General features: G+C 65.5%; 15 protein-coding genes and 1 pseudogene. 10 read left to right on the top strand and 6 right to left on the bottom strand.

Going from position 1 to position 14,308, the window contains the following annotated elements; translation table 11 throughout:
- The first annotated feature begins 73 nt into the window (after window positions 1-73).
- From FJ930_RS17655 to FJ930_RS17645, 3 genes are all read left to right on the top strand, one after another.
- Window positions 74-538: a MucR family transcriptional regulator gene (locus FJ930_RS17655; protein WP_141839441.1), complete on the top strand. Its 465-nt coding sequence runs from the start codon at window positions 74-76 to the stop codon at window positions 536-538.
- A 122-nt stretch (window positions 539-660) separates the two neighbouring features.
- On the top strand, window positions 661-1,761 hold the full coding sequence (locus FJ930_RS17650) for an aminotransferase class I/II-fold pyridoxal phosphate-dependent enzyme (protein ID WP_141839439.1): 1,101 nt from the start codon (window positions 661-663) through the stop codon (window positions 1,759-1,761).
- A gap of 262 nt (window positions 1,762-2,023) precedes the next feature.
- Window positions 2,024-3,262, top strand: coding sequence for an MFS transporter (locus FJ930_RS17645; protein WP_141839437.1), 1,239 nt, complete (start codon window positions 2,024-2,026; stop codon window positions 3,260-3,262).
- Window positions 3,263-3,278: 16 nt separating this feature from the next.
- Here the strand turns inward: FJ930_RS17645 and FJ930_RS17640 are convergent, their stop codons facing one another.
- The 6 genes from FJ930_RS17640 to hemC form a co-directional block, all read right to left on the bottom strand.
- Window positions 3,279-3,995, bottom strand: coding sequence for a glutamine amidotransferase (locus FJ930_RS17640; RefSeq protein ID WP_141839435.1), 717 nt, complete (start codon window positions 3,993-3,995; stop codon window positions 3,279-3,281).
- 18 nt (window positions 3,996-4,013) lie between these two features.
- Entirely contained in the window at window positions 4,014-4,493 is a 480-nt protein-coding gene (locus FJ930_RS17635; protein ID WP_141839433.1) for a TerB family tellurite resistance protein, read from the bottom strand.
- 36 nt (window positions 4,494-4,529) lie between these two features.
- Window positions 4,530-6,131, bottom strand: coding sequence for a heme biosynthesis protein HemY (locus FJ930_RS17630; protein ID WP_141839431.1), 1,602 nt, complete (start codon window positions 6,129-6,131; stop codon window positions 4,530-4,532).
- Between the two features lie 10 nt (window positions 6,132-6,141).
- The gene (locus tag FJ930_RS17625) at window positions 6,142-7,605 is read right to left on the bottom strand and encodes a mitofilin family membrane protein (protein WP_141839429.1); all 1,464 of its coding nucleotides are present in this window, start codon (window positions 7,603-7,605) and stop codon (window positions 6,142-6,144) included.
- Between the two features lie 109 nt (window positions 7,606-7,714).
- Window positions 7,715-8,431, bottom strand: coding sequence for a uroporphyrinogen-III synthase (locus FJ930_RS17620; RefSeq protein ID WP_141839427.1), 717 nt, complete (start codon window positions 8,429-8,431; stop codon window positions 7,715-7,717).
- A 2-nt stretch (window positions 8,432-8,433) separates the two neighbouring features.
- A complete protein-coding gene (gene hemC, locus FJ930_RS17615) occupies window positions 8,434-9,360 on the bottom strand; it encodes a hydroxymethylbilane synthase (protein WP_141839425.1) in 927 nt (308 codons plus the stop codon).
- Between the two features lie 101 nt (window positions 9,361-9,461).
- Here hemC and tsaD point away from each other — a divergent pair, with 101 nt between their 5' ends.
- The 7 genes and pseudogenes from tsaD (at window position 9,462) to FJ930_RS17580 (ending at window position 14,301) form a co-directional block, all read left to right on the top strand.
- On the top strand, window positions 9,462-10,547 hold the full coding sequence (gene tsaD / locus FJ930_RS17610) for a tRNA (adenosine(37)-N6)-threonylcarbamoyltransferase complex transferase subunit TsaD (RefSeq protein WP_181763414.1): 1,086 nt from the start codon (window positions 9,462-9,464) through the stop codon (window positions 10,545-10,547).
- An 11-nt stretch (window positions 10,548-10,558) separates the two neighbouring features.
- Complete coding sequence (locus tag FJ930_RS17605) at window positions 10,559-11,590, top strand: NAD(P)H-dependent glycerol-3-phosphate dehydrogenase (RefSeq protein WP_141839579.1); 1,032 nt, start codon at window positions 10,559-10,561, stop codon at window positions 11,588-11,590.
- Window positions 11,591-11,610: 20 nt separating this feature from the next.
- A complete protein-coding gene (locus tag FJ930_RS17600; RefSeq protein WP_140740041.1) occupies window positions 11,611-11,907 on the top strand; it encodes a YciI-like protein in 297 nt (98 codons plus the stop codon).
- A 90-nt stretch (window positions 11,908-11,997) separates the two neighbouring features.
- Window positions 11,998-12,421 (top strand): annotated as a pseudogene (locus FJ930_RS17595) (EVE domain-containing protein).
- Entirely contained in the window at window positions 12,376-13,074 is a 699-nt protein-coding gene (locus FJ930_RS17590; protein WP_181763405.1) for a methyltransferase, read from the top strand. The pseudogene FJ930_RS17595 and the gene FJ930_RS17590 overlap by 46 nt, the downstream one beginning before the upstream one ends.
- Before the next feature lie 51 nt (window positions 13,075-13,125).
- Window positions 13,126-13,542 (top strand): DUF1761 domain-containing protein, encoded by a 417-nt coding sequence (locus FJ930_RS17585; protein ID WP_141839419.1) that lies wholly within the window; start codon window positions 13,126-13,128, stop codon window positions 13,540-13,542.
- 15 nt (window positions 13,543-13,557) lie between these two features.
- The gene (locus FJ930_RS17580; RefSeq protein WP_141839417.1) at window positions 13,558-14,301 is read left to right on the top strand and encodes a glycosyltransferase family 25 protein; all 744 of its coding nucleotides are present in this window, start codon (window positions 13,558-13,560) and stop codon (window positions 14,299-14,301) included.
- Window positions 14,302-14,308: the final 7 nt, after the last annotated feature.

The following is a 14,308-nucleotide window of genomic DNA, read 5'->3' as shown; positions in this document are numbered from 1 at the left end:
TTTTGATTTTGTGCCTCGTCCTTTCGAAACCGATCCCGATTTTCGAGGCCGTGCGCCATAGACGGAGGAAAGATTGAACGACGATAGCAACGACGCTCGCAAGGACATCGACCTTCTCGAGCTCACCGCCCATATTGTGTCCGCTTACGTCGAGAAGAATCGCCTGCCCGCCTCCGGCCTGGCCGACCTGATCGCCAGCGTCGCCGCCTCCATCGGTGGACTGAGCAAGCCGGTCGCTCCCGTCGCCGCGCCGCTGGTCCCCGCGGTCAATCCCAGGAAGTCGGTGACGCCGGATTTCATCATCTGCCTTGAAGACGGCAAGAAGTTCAAATCGTTGAAGCGTCATCTGGGCGTGCATTTTGGGCTGACGCCGGATGCCTACCGCGCCAAATGGGGCCTGCCGGCGGACTATCCGATGGTCGCTCCCAACTACGCGGCCTCGCGCTCGCAATTGGCGAAGTCGATCGGCCTCGGTCGCAAGGCCGTCGCGCCGGCACCCGCCAAGGCGAAGGGCCGGAAGGCCAAGATTTCGGCCTGAGCAATTCAGCCCTGAGCCAATATTTAGGAAGACTGGAACAGAAGCCTGCCGGCGAAACCGCCTTGGCAGGCTTCCGATTTTTGTGGCTTGGATACATCAGACAAGATGATCTGGGGAAAGCCATGAACTACACCAGGATGGTGATCGAGAAAGAGGCGCCGGAGGAGTACGGCTATGACCGTATCCGCTACAATCTCTCCGAAAGCTCGATCGCCGACCAGAAGCTCTCCGACATCGGCCTGTCGCTGCCCGACCTGACGCTTTTCTACGGCGAGCATCGCGGCGACAAGCAATTGCGTGGCCTGATCGCGGCGCAGGATGCCGGCATCTCGCCCGATGACGTGCTGGTCACCGCCGGGGCCGCCGGTGCGCTTTTCATAATCTCGACTTCGCTTTTGTCGGCCAGCGACCACCTCGTCGTCATCAGGCCCAACTATGCCACCAACATTGAAACCCCACGGGCGATCGGCTGCGCCATCAGCTTTGTCGACCTGGCCTTCGAGGACGGCTTTGCCATCGATGTCGAAGCCATCCGGGCGGCGATACGGCCGAACACCCGGCTGATCAGCGTCACCTGCCCGCACAACCCGACCGGGACGATGATGTCGCGCCCCGACCTCGACGCGCTGATTGGGCTCGCGGAGAGCCGCAATTGTCATCTGCTGGTCGACGAGACCTATCGCGACCTGTCCTATGGCAGGCGCTTGCCTTCGGCGGCCTCGCTCAGCCCGCGCGCCATCAGCGTCTCCTCGCTTTCCAAGGCCTTCGGCATTCCCGGCATCCGCATCGGCTGGCTGGTCACCAGGGATGCGGCACTTCAGGAGACGTTCCTCGCCGCCAAGGAGCAGATCGGCATCTGCGGCAGCGTCATCGACGAAGCCATTGCGCGTGGCATGCTGGAGCGGCGCGATACCTTGCTAGCGACGCTGCTGCCCGAAATGGCGAAGCGGCGCGACATCGTCCAGGCCTGGATCGATCGCGAACCGCTGGTCGACTGGGTGCGGCCAGAGGGCGGCGTCGTCGGCTTCCCGCGCCTCGATGTCGAGCCCGACTTCGACCTCGACCGGTTCTATGTGAAGCTGCTGGAAAACCAAGGCACCTATGTCGGGCCCGGTCACTGGTTCGAAATGCCGAAGCGCTTCTTCCGCGTCGGCTTCGGCTGGCCCGCGGAGGCCGAGTTGCGAGGCGGGCTCGATGCCATTTCGGCGGCGCTACGGCAGTAACCTTCACGTGCAGTCGGGCTGATCGGTTGAAATTTCTTGATAGCATAGAAATTTTGAAGCACATCCCGCCGCGAACTTTGCTAGAAGTTCCATTGGTCGGACCAGCGCCCGTCGTGGAAGTGCCCCGCCGGCATCGCATCGGCGCGAAAATCGGTTCCGATTTTCGGAAAAGCACGATGCGAAAACCAACAGTGCTGGGGTGTACTTTGTGCGTTCGATTGGACGCACGTCGCTCCAGTGCCATCGCAACGGGGCTCCATTCATGACTGCCGCACAAATTTCGCCGGACCAGCGCTACGCCGCGTTCCGCCACCGTCCGTTCCTCAGCTACTGGACGGCACGCTTCCTCACCACCTTCGCGACCATGATCGTATCCGTCGCCGTTGGCTGGCAGATTTATGACCTGACGCGCGATCCATTCGACCTCGGCATCGTCGGCATTGTCCAGTTCCTGCCGTCACTGCTTTTGGTGCTGGTCACTGGCGTCGTCGCCGACCGCTTCGGCCGTCGGCTGATCATGACGCTGTCGACGCTGATCGAGGCTGGTTGCGCATTGGCTCTGCTGTTCCTGACGCTGGACGTCCTTACCAGCCCATTGCCGATCTTCGCCGTGCTCGTCGTGTTCGGAATTGCCCGCGCCTTCTATGGACCGGCATCGTCGTCGCTGTTCGCCAATCTCGTGCCGCAGGAGGATTTCGCCAACGCGATCGCCTGGAATTCGTCCGCCTGGCAGACGGCGACCATCATCGGTCCGGTTGCCGGCGGCCTGCTCTATGGCGTATCGGCAGAAGTGGCTTACGCCACGGCGGCGATCCTGATGCTCGCCGCGGCGTTGCTCATCTTCACCATCCCGAAGCCCGCCCAGCAGACGTCGACCGACAAGCCGACCGTGCAGACATTGTTTGCCGGCTTTCGCTATATATGGGGCGAGAAGATCGTGCTCGGCGCCATCTCGCTCGACCTTTTTGCCGTGCTTCTGTCCGGCGCCTCGGCACTGCTGCCGGTCTATGCCCGCGACATTCTGGAACTTGGCCCCTGGGGGCTCGGGTTGCTGCGTTCCGCGCCGGGCATTGGGGCCATTTGCGTCGCGGTGTGGCTGGCCGGACACCCGATCCGCAACCATGCCGGCCTCATCATGCTCGGCTTCGTGGCGGCGTTCGGTGCCTTCACCGTGCTGTTTGGCCTGTCGACTCTCACATGGCTGTCGATCGTGGCGCTTGCCTTCCTCGGCGCCACCGACATGTTCAGCGTCTACATCAGGGAAACGCTGATCCAGCTGTGGACGCCGGATGCGGTGCGCGGGCGCGTCAACGCCGTCAACCAGGTTTTCGTCGGTGCTTCCAACGAGCTCGGGGAATTCCGTGCCGGCACGATGGCGGCGCTGATCGGCACCGTTCCGGCAGTCGTGATCGGCGGCGTCGGCGCCATCGCCGTTGCCGGCCTGTGGGCCTACCTGTTCCCTCAGCTGCGCAAGGTTCGTCACCTCAACGGACGAAACTGAAGCGCGACCTCGTAAGTTACGGCACCTCGGGCTTGCCGAACACCATCCGCAAGAACTCGTCCAGCCAGCGCTTCAAATGGATGTCCCAGATCAGGCGGCCGCCGAGATGGTCGCGGCCGGGCTGCGCGCCTGGCAGCTCGAAGCGGTGCGCGCCGCGCACCACCCAGCGCTGCATCATCACCCTCGTGAGTTCGCCGTGGAACTGGATGCCCCAGGCATTGTCGCCATAGCGGAAGGCCTGGTTGGGATAGGTTTCCGCCGTCGCCAGCAACGTCGCGTCCCTGGGCAGCGAAAAGCCTTCGCGATGGAACTGGTAGACCATTTCGGGCCAGTGCATCAGCCTCTTGCCAGCCTCGGTGGCCGTGAGCGGATACCAGCCGATCTCGACCAGCCCTTCGCCGTGACCCTCGACCTTGCCGCCGAGATGATTGACCAGCATCTGCGCGCCAAGGCAGATGCCGAGCAGCGGCCGGTTTTCCCTGAGCGGGACTTCGAGCCAACTGGTTTCGCGGCGGACGAACTCGTCCTCGTCATTGGCGCTCATCGGCCCGCCGAACACCACGGTGCCGGCATGGTGGTCCAACGTTTCCGGCAGAACATCGCCCAGCGGCGGACGACGGATGTCGAGGTCAAAGCCCTCTTCGAGCAGCATATGGCCGACGCGTCCGGGGCTCGAATTCTCCTGATGCAGCACGATCAGGATTCTTGGCTTCGACCTCGTTGTGCGCGGCATCGGCAGGCGAAATCCCGTCTATTCGTCGCTCGACGTCCCACGGGCGCCCGGCGCCTGCGCCGCCGCCTTGCGGCGCGTCTCGATCCGGTCGTGGCGCTCGACGCCGATCAGCTCGGCGACGCGCCAGACTGTATTGTCCTCGAGCTCGTGCAGTTCGCCATCGGCATAGACGATCTCCCACATCAGGCCGATGAACGCCTTGCGTCCCTCGGCGTCGAGATGCCGCTTGAGCACACTGGTGAAGGCATAGAGATCGATCGCCTCATTGTCGGCGCGTTCGCCGGCGGCGGCGAGTGCTTCGAGTTCGGCGCCGCTGATCGAATAGGTCTGCGCCAGCACCGCCTTGAAGCGCTCCCACTCGACGTCCTGGCGCACGCCGTCGGCATTCATGACATGATAGAGCAGCGCCGAGGCGGCAACGCGCGGATCATCCGCGCTCGGGCGGACCCCGGCGCCGGTCGGCAATTCCTTGAGAAACGACAGCACGCGCTCGAACATCAATCCATTCCCAAATGACCAGATGATTGGCCCAGATCAAAACAGCCGGAAACGGCGCGGTGACTTTCCCGCCTCGTCGTCCGGATCGACGCCCGGATCGTCCGGCAACCGCGTCAGCTCTTCCGCCGGCTCGACGGCCTCGGCACCGGCCGGCACCGCCGCGAACGCCGCCGCGGTGACAGGGGTGACATGGTCGTCTCGGCTTTCGGTTTCCTTGCTTGTCGCCTCGTTGGCCTGGACGCCATGATCGATGACGTCGATCGGCTTTTCCGGCACCGGTTTGGCTGGCGCCTCGATTGCCGCGACCGCGACATCCGCCGCGTCGTGGTGGCTGTCGATCAGCCGGCCGAGGCGCTCCATCGGGGCGCGCCACTCGAAGGCGTCGAGCCGGCCGGTGATGGGCGATACCGGCGCCCAGCGTTCCGAAACCACGCCGTCCGCCACCCAGGCCGGGTCGCGCGGCGCCCGCACTGCCTTGGAGAGCAGCTGCCTGACCTTGCCCTGGTCACCGGTCTCGGCTTCCTCGATATCGGCGAGGAGCAGATAGGCGCCCTCGCGGCGATCCATCCGGATCGCGGCCTCGGCCTCGCGGCGGGCGGTGGCGAAATCCTGCGCATCGAGTGCCGCGCGCGCCACCGTCATCGACGATTCGGCGTGGTTCTTCTTCATCTCCTGCAGTTTCCTGGCCCGGTTGAGCCGGTCGAGCACGGCGTCACCCGGCCGCGCATGGGTGTAGAGCTCAGCGATCTCGGGATGCGGCTCGGCCCGCCAGGCCGTTTCCAGGATCTTGGATCCCTTGCGCACGTCGTTCTGCTTGAACAGCGCCGCGGCGGCGGCGACGGCGGCAGGCGTGAAATCCGGCCGCAGTCTGTTGGCCTCGATTGCCGCTGTCCGGGCGGCGGCGGGATCGCTGTCGGCAAGCGATTGCGCCTTGGCGGTCAACAGCACGGCGCGGCGGCGGCTGGCGGCGTCGCGTTCGATCTGCCGCGTCGCCTTCTGCGCCTCCACCAGTTTCAGGGCGCCGTCCCAGTCGCCGCGCGCGGTCAGCTCCTCCAGTGTCGATTCAGCCGCCCAGGCCAGCTGCGGCGCCATCGCCGCGGCACGGCCGGCATAGTGCCGGGCGGCGTTGCGGTCGCCCAGCCGTTCAGCTTCGAGATAGAGGCCACGCAGCCCGAGCAGACGCATTTCGGGATCGTCGAGCATGCTCTCGAATTTCTGCCGCGCGCCTTCATGGTCGCCCTCGAGCAGCGATGCCTGCGCCTCGAGCAGATGGATCAGCGGCTCTTGGTCGGAGCGGATCAGCTTGGCCGCTTCCTTGGTCTTCTTGCGGGCGAGCGCGCCGTCGCCGGCGCCGGCGGCGATCATGCCGGTCGACAGCGCCTGATAGCCACGGTCGCGGCGGCGCACGCGGAAATAGCGCGAGATGGTGTAAGGGCTGTTCCACAACGACCTGATCAGCCACCACAGGATCATCACCGCGGCGACGACAGCGACGACGGCCACCGCCGCCACCATCAGGCTGACCTGGTACTGGTAGCCGTTGAAGGTGACGACCATGTCGCCCGGCCGGTCGGCCAGCCAGGCAAAGCCCAGCCCGAGCGCGAAAACGACGATGAGGAAGGCGAGCAGGCGGATCATCGTGTTGCCCTCATGCCTTCATCGCGCCGGAGATCAGCGCGTCGACCTGGGCTTCGACCTCGATGCGCGCCTTCAGTTTGCCGGCGAAGTCGGCGCCGGCGGCCTTCGCGGCTTCCGGCAGCGTGTCGTATTCGCGGAGCGCCTTGGCATAGTCGCCTTGATTGACCGCCACTTCCATGCGGGCCACGGTTTCCGGCACGCCAGGCCCTTCGACGGCACCGATCGGCCGGACCTTGACCAGCGATTCGGCGCTCGACATCAGGTTCTGCAGGAAGCCGGCATTCTGGTCGACAGGCGTCGCGGCGGCGACCATGGCATTGGCCGCGGCGTCCATCCGCGAGGCGATCTCGGTGCGGGTCGGAACCCCCTTTTCGGCATAGGGCCGCAAGGTCGCGAGCTCCGGCGCGTTGGGCGAAATCGCGGCCAGCGTATCGAGTTCGGCCGAGAACGGCGCGCCACGGTCGAGCGCTGCCTTCAGCGCCGAGGCGGCGATGGCGAGCGCGATCTTCGGCTGTCCGGCCTGCGCCTCGACCTTGCCGGAAAGCTGCGATACCGATTGCTCCAGCGCGGTCAGCCGGCCGTCCTGCGCCTTCGTCGCCTCGTCGGTCGACTTCACCAGTGCCTCGAGACCCGCCACCTTTTCGTTGAGCGGGCCGAGATCGACCGGCGCATTGCCGGCCTTGCCAAGGGCGGTGACCGCCGTTTCGATCTGCTTGACCTTGTCGCCGAGTGCGGCAAGCCCGGCGCTGTCACCCGCGCCGCCCTGTGCGACCGTCGATTTCAACGTCGCGACATCGCTCTTGACCTGATCGAGTGCGGCCGACAGGCCGTCAACCTTGGCCGAGGCGTCGCCGCCGCCCGCTTCCTTCATGCCGGCGATTTCAGACTTCAGCGAGGCGATCTGGCCATTGACCCCGTCGAGTGAAACACCGGCGCCGGAACCCGGTGCGCCGAGCAGGCCGGCGAACTGCAGGCCGCCGGCGCCGACCAGTGCGATGACACCCCCGATAATGCCGGCGGCGATGCCGTTGACGCCGCCACGCTTCGGCTGTGCCGCCATCGGTTCGCTCCTTGCCTCGCTTTTTCCGGCAGCCGCCTTGGTCTCGCCGGCCTTCGTGCCTGCGTCCTCAAAGCCGTAATCGAAAGGCTTGGCGGGCGGCGCCTCCGAACCGGGATAAGGCATCTCCGGTTCCGCGGCTTTGGTCCTCGCATTTGCCGGCGCATCCGCTCCAGCCTGCCCCGTGGCGTCGGCATGCTCCCAGGGTTCGAGATCGGTCTGGTCGGCATGCACCGGCTCTTCCGAAGCCTCCGGCTGCGAGGCGTTCGCGGCTTCCTCGGCCTTCGCCTCGTCGGTCTGGGCCGCGTCGTTGGCGGCATCCTCGTCGACGATGCGGGACACGGCGCCGGGCTCGAGATCGATGGTCACCGGCTCGCGGCGGCTTTTCGAGTGTCGCATCTTCGGCGTCTTGACCATGCCTGGGCTCCGCAAAATTCGCTTCGTCTCAACGCCTGGCGGCGCGTGATGGTTCAGAAAGGGTCTAGCACATCACCAAGCGGTGAAAAGGGGCGGTGTGATGACGCGGTCACGCCTGCTCCGTCAAAAGCGCCAGCAACGCCTCCTCGTCGGGCCGTGCGGCAATACGAATTGCTTTGCTGGCGCTGTCGTCGAAGGCAGCGGCGATGCGCGCGGAAAGTACGAAAATCCTTGTATTTTCAAACAGTCGTTTCAAGGCGGGGCGTTTGACCAGGGCCTGCAACGCGACAGCCGCCTTGGCGGAATATAGCAGCACCGCATCGACCGGCCCGCTGGACAGCCGCGCAAGGACGGTCTCGTCCGAATACGGCACCGGAAGGGTGTCGTATGTTTCGACCGCGCGAACCCGGACTCCAGCCGCCTCCAGCCGCTGTTCGAACATCGGAAACCGCACGCGTCCGCAGAGATAGACGACGGTCTTGCCGGCAAACGCCGCCACAATGCCGCCGGCAAGCGCCTCGGCATCGCCGGAACCCTCGACGACCGGCAAAAGTCCCATTTTGCGCGCCGCTTCGGCGGTTCTGGCACCAACGGCGTGACAAGGCAAAGCAGCCAACGCCGCGATTATCTCGTTTGAGGCATGGCGCACCGCATTGGCGCTGGTGACGGCAACAGCGACGGCGTCATCTGCAACCAGCCGGGCATCGGCAGACAAAGCCACCGTTTCGGTCAGGGGCAGGAGAACCGGCTGAAAACCTTTATCCTGAAGCCGCCGCGCCGTGCGCGATGCGCCCGGCTCAGGTCTGGTCACCAGGACGCGAAGCATTTTCAGAGCCAGCCGTCGAAGAACTTTTCGCCGGCCTTGGCCCGCACCGTCCGCGCCGCCTCATCGCCTATGCGGACGGCGTCCTGTGCCGGCCCCTGCAGTTCGACCGTGTGCGACTGGGTACCATCGGGCGAAATGATCAACCCGGAAAACGAGAGCGTCCCGGCCACGATCGCCGCGTAGCCGGCGATCGGCGTGCGGCAGGAGCCGTCGAGCGCCGCCAGGAAGGCGCGCTCGCAAGCGAGTGCCTGTCCGGTCGGCACGTCATGGATGGCCAGCAGCATCTTCTCGACCTCGCGGTCGCCGATGCGCGTCTCGACGCCGATCGCGCCCTGGCCCGGCGCCGGAGGAAAGATGTCGAGCGGCATCAGGTCGGTGATAAGATGGTCGAGGCCGAGCCGCTTCAGCCCGGCATAGGCGAGGATGGTGCCGGCGGCGATCCCCTCGTCCAGCTTGCGCAGCCGCGTCTGCACATTGCCGCGGAACATCGCCACGTCGAGATCCGGCCGCATGCGGCGGATCAGCGCCTGCCGCCTGAGCGACGACGAGCCGACTGTCGCGCCGCGTGGCAGCTCGGCAATCGTCTTCGCCGCCTTGCCAACAAAGGCATCGCGCGCATCCTCGCGCGGCAGGAAGGCGGAGAGCTCAAGGCCATCGGGCAGTTGCGTCGGCATGTCCTTCGACGAATGCACGGCGATGTCGATCGCGCCGGCGAGCAGTGCCTCCTCGATCTCCTTGGTGAACAGCCCCTTGCCGCCGGCTTCCGACAGTGGCCGGTCCTGGATGCGGTCGCCGCTGGTCGAGATGACGACGACCTCGAAGGCCTCCGCCGGCAGGCCATGCGCGGCCATCAGCCGTGCCTGTGTCTCATGCGCCTGCGCCAGGGCCAGCGGGCTGCCGCGTGTTCCGATTTTCAAGATTGTTTGCATGGCGCGCGGTCCGTGATAACCCCCGGCTGGCTTTGCGTTTCCGGGCACTCTCCTAACGAGGAACGTCCGGACATACAATCTCTGGAGACAGCGACGAATTGATCCGCGTTCTGGGCATTGAGACGAGTTGCGACGAGACCGCCGCCAGCGTCGTGGCGCTGGAGGGCGGCGGCGCGCCGAAAATCCTCTCCAACGTCGTTCTCAGCCAGATCGAGGAACATGCCGCCTTTGGCGGTGTCGTGCCCGAGATCGCCGCGCGCGCCCATGTCGAGGCGCTGGACGGCATCGTCGAGGCCGCCCTTGCCGATTCGGGCACGGCCCTTGCCGATATCGATGCGGTCGCCGCCACCGCTGGCCCCGGCCTGGTCGGCGGCCTGATCGTCGGGCTGATGACGGCCAAGGCTATCGCCGCGGCGGCTGGCAAGCCGCTGATCGCCATCAATCACCTCGAAGGCCATGCCTTGACGGCTCGGCTGACCGACGGGCTCGAGTTTCCCTACCTGCTGCTGCTCGTCTCCGGCGGCCACACGCAGATCCTGGCCGTGCGCGGCGTCGGCGACTACCAGCGCTGGGCCACCACCATCGACGATGCGCTCGGCGAAGCCTTCGACAAGACGGCCAAGATGCTCGGCCTGCCCTATCCCGGTGGGCCGAATGTCGAGAAGGCGGCGGTATCGGGCGACGCGACACGCTTTGCCTTCCCCCGTCCGATGAAGGGCTCGGCACAGCCCGACTTTTCCTTCTCCGGGCTGAAGACCGCCGTGCGTCAGGCCGCGACGGCGATCGAGCCGCTCAGCGATCGGGATGTCGCCGACATCTGCGCCTCGTTCCAGGCGGCGGTCGCCGATGCGCTGGCCGACCGCGTTTCTCGCGCGCTGAAGCGGTTCGGCGAAACGTTTCCCGGCACCAAGCAGCCCGCATTGGTTGTTGCCGGCGGCGTCGCCGCCAACCGCACGATCAAGGCGACGCTGCAGCGGCTTTGCGCGGAGGCCGGTTTCACCTTCGTCGCGCCGCCGCTGAAGCTTTGCACTGACAATGCGGCGATGATTGCCTGGGCCGGCATCGAACGGCTGCGCGAAGGCCTGGCGCAGGAGAACGGCTTCGATTTCGTGCCGCGCTCGCGCTGGCCGCTGGACAGCATCTCGGCGCCGATGGTCGGTTCCGGCCGGCGCGGAGCCAAGGCATGACTGGTGAGGCAATGAGCGGCCAAGCGATAGATAGTCAAGCGACAAGTAATCCCGGCAAAAGCGGATGGCGTGTCACCGTGCTTGGCGGCGGTGCCTGGGGTACGGCGCTGGCGCTGGCCATGCTGCGCGCCGGCCATTCGGTGCGCTTGTACGCGCGCGACCAGCAAACCGTGGCGGCGATCGGCCGTGGCGAGAACCCGCGCTATCTGCCCGGCATAGCCATCGCGCCCGGCATCGAGGCGACGAGCGATATCGAGGCAGCGCTCGCCGGCGCCGATTGCGTGCTGGCGGTGACCCCGGCGCAATCGTTGCGGGCAACGCTGGCGGCGGCGAGAGATCATATGCCGGCCGGCATCCCGCTTGTGCTCTGCGCCAAGGGCATCGAGCGTGACACTGGCGCCCTGCTGTCGGCAATTGTCGAAGAAATCCTGCCGAAAAATCCCGTCGCGGCCCTGTCCGGCCCGAGCTTCGCAACCGATGTCGCGCGTGGCCTGCCGACAGCGGTGGTTGTGGCCGCCCGTGACGAGATGCTGGCCGCCGACCTTGCCGCCCGCTTTTCCGCCGAGAACCTGCGCTGCTATTCGAGCAGCGACCTGATCGGCGTCGAGATCGGCGGCGCCTTGAAGAATGTCTTCGCCATTGCCGCCGGCGCGGTGACCGGGGCCGGACTCGGCGCCAGCGCCCAGGCCGCCATGGTGACGCGCGGCTTCGTCGAACTGCGCCGCATCGGTGCCGCCTTCGGCGCCAGGCCCGAGACCTTGATGGGGCTTTCCGGCCTTGGCGACCTGCTGCTCACCTGCTCGTCGGCGCAATCGCGCAATTTCGCCTATGGGCTGGCGCTTGGGCAAGGCAAGGCGCTTTCCGGATTGCCGTTGGCCGAGGGCGTGCCGACGGCGGCGATCGCCGCCCGCATCGCCGCCGAGCGTGGCATCGACGCGCCGATCATTTCCGCCGTCGCCGCAATACTGGACGGCAAGGTGACCATAGACCAGGCCGTGACGGCGCTGATGACACGGCCGCTGAAAACCGAAACCAACGACTGAACCATCCGGAGTTAGAAACCATGCTGTTTGCGTTGATTTGCAAGGACAAGCCCGGCAGCCTGCAGCTGCGCGTCGATACAAGGCCGGCGCACGCGGCGTTTCTGGAAGGCCTGATCAGCGAAGGGAGGCTCGCCTTTGCGGGCCCCTTCCTCGACTTCGACGGCAAGCCGGACGGCAGCTTGGTGATGATCGAAGCGCCTGATATGGCCGGCGCGCAAGCCCTCGCGGCAGCCGACCCCTATGCCAAGGCCGGCCTGTTCGAAAGCGTCGAGATCCGCGCGTGGAACTGGGTCTTCATGAAGCCTGCGAGCGAATGACCGTTCGGTCGCGCAACCCTCATCGGGCAGGGTGCGGGGCAGCACCGACGCCATAGTGATATACTGCGACAACGGTAAGGAACCCCTGAGATGAACTACTGGCTGTTCAAGTCCGAGCCCTCGGTTTTCTCCTTCGAGGCACTGAAGGCCAAGGGCAAGGCCGGCACACAATGGGACGGCGTGCGCAACTACGCCGCCCGCAACAACATGAAGGCCATGCAGATCGGCGATCTCGGCTTCTTCTACCACTCCAATGAAGGGCTCAACGTCGTCGGCATCGCCGAGGTCTGCGCGCTGGCCCACCCCGACACCACATCGGACGACCCGCGCTGGGAGTGCGTCGACATCCGCGCCTTCAAGGACGTGCCGACCCCGCCGACGCTGGCGGAGATCAAGGCCAATCCGAAGCTTGCCGACATGGCACTGGTGCGGCTTGGACGGCTCCGTGCAGCCGGTGACCACGGCCGAATGGAAGGAAGTCTGCCGCATGGGTGGGCTGGCACCTGCTCCGTGACGGCGCTTACCCCGGACAGCGCCAGGCAATTCATCCTCGACAACACCGCGCTGATGGCGCCGCCGCACGTACCCGAGATCCAGCTTTATCTTGCCGATGAAGCACACGGACTGTGGCAGCGAACCGAGGACGAGCTGGTCGAGATCGGCCTGCCGCCACCCTTCTGGGCCTTTGCCTGGGCCGGCGGCCAGGGCCTCGCCCGCTATGTCATCGACAATCCGGCCACCGTGCGGGGCAAACGCGTGCTCGACTTCGCCTCGGGATCAGGCCTCGTCGCCATCGCCGCCGCCAAGGCGGGCGCGGCCGGGGTAACCGCCGCCGACATCGATCCGTTCAGCGGGACCGCGGTCCGCCTCAATGCACAGGCCAATGGCGTCGAAATCGAATTCCTCGGCACCGACTGCATCGGCGCCGATATGGGTTGGGACGTCGTGCTGGCCGGCGACGTCTTCTACGACAAGCCTTTCGCCGACCGGCTGATGCCTTGGTTTTCGGCGCTCAAACAGCGTGGCGCCCAGATTCTGGTCGGCGATCCCGGGCGGTCCTATCTGCCACCATCGGGACTGGAGCCGCTCGGTGTCTACGAGGTTCCGGTGACGCGGGCGCTCGAGGACGCGGAGATCAAGCGCACGACGGTCTGGCGACTTGCTTGACGCCGTCGCCGAACAGGCGCTTCCATAAATCCGAATCGGAGGGGGCAAGTTATGGATTTTTCCGCAGTGAACTGGCTGGCGGTGATTGCCGCCGCCATCGTCGCATGGCTGTTCGGCGCAGCCTGGTACATGGCTTTGAGCAAGCCCTGGCTGAAGGCCGCCAAACTCGACCCGGCGACGATGAAGAGATCGCCGCTGCCCTTCGTCATCAGCTTCATCGCCGAACTGGTCATGGCCTACATCATGGCGCTGGTTGTCGGAGCGATGACCGGGGGCGAGCCGACACTGCTGGCCGGCCTTGTCTTCGGTTTCGTGCTTTGGCTGGGTTTTGTCGCCACGACGCTTTCGGTCAACCATCGCTACGAGAATTTCGGCTGGGACCTGACCCTCATCGATGGCGGTCACTGGCTCGGCGTGCTGTTGATCGTCGGCGCTGTGGTCGGCTGGTTCGGCGCCACGGCAAGCTGAGACGGTGTATTGACGATGGCAGACGAATCCGGATTTCCACGCGACCTGGTGTTCACCCGGATCTGCCACGTCAAGCAGGGCTATGATGATCGGCGCCGGCACATTGTCCGTGAGTTCGAGCGGCGCGGCGTGCCCGTCTATTTCTACACCGACTGGGACCGGCCAGACATCACCCCTGAGATTCGCGACGAGTTGATCGCTCCAACCTTTACCCACCCGGCCGCCGTCTCGCTGGCGCTGAAGCATGTCGGCATCTGGCGCGATTTCCTCGAGACCGACCTGCCCTATTGCCTGGTGTTCGAGGATGACGTCTTCCTTGCCCGTGGCTTCGTCGCCAAATTCCGGCAGGGGCTCGCCGAGCTCGGCGACCCCGCGCGCAAGGCCGTCATCTACCTCGGCAATGGCAGCAACTATTACACGCCGAGCTGGAAATTGCGCAGGGGTCAAAGACTCTATCCCGCACTGCATGCCAGATGCGCCGATTCCTACCTCATCACCCGCCCGGTCGCCGAAGCCCGTTGCGCCTGGATCGCCCGCAACAAGATCTCCACGGGTATCGACCACCAGATCGAACGGATGGACGAAGAACTGGCAGTGGAGATGTTGTGGTTTGAACGGCCGATCGCCGAACAGGGCAGCGAAAACGGCACCTTCCACACCTCCGTTGCCGGCAAGCCGCACCCGCTTCTGTACAAGAAGTTGCAGTGGAACTGGAAAAAATACACCCGCATGATCTTCGGCCACAACGCCCGGTCCTGAGCGAAAC

Source organism: Mesorhizobium sp. B2-4-15, assembly GCF_006658505.1.
GTDB lineage: Bacteria > Pseudomonadota > Alphaproteobacteria > Rhizobiales > Rhizobiaceae > Mesorhizobium.
The sequence above is the reverse complement of the archived record's forward strand: the minus strand, read 5'-3'. Positions and strand labels throughout refer to the sequence as shown.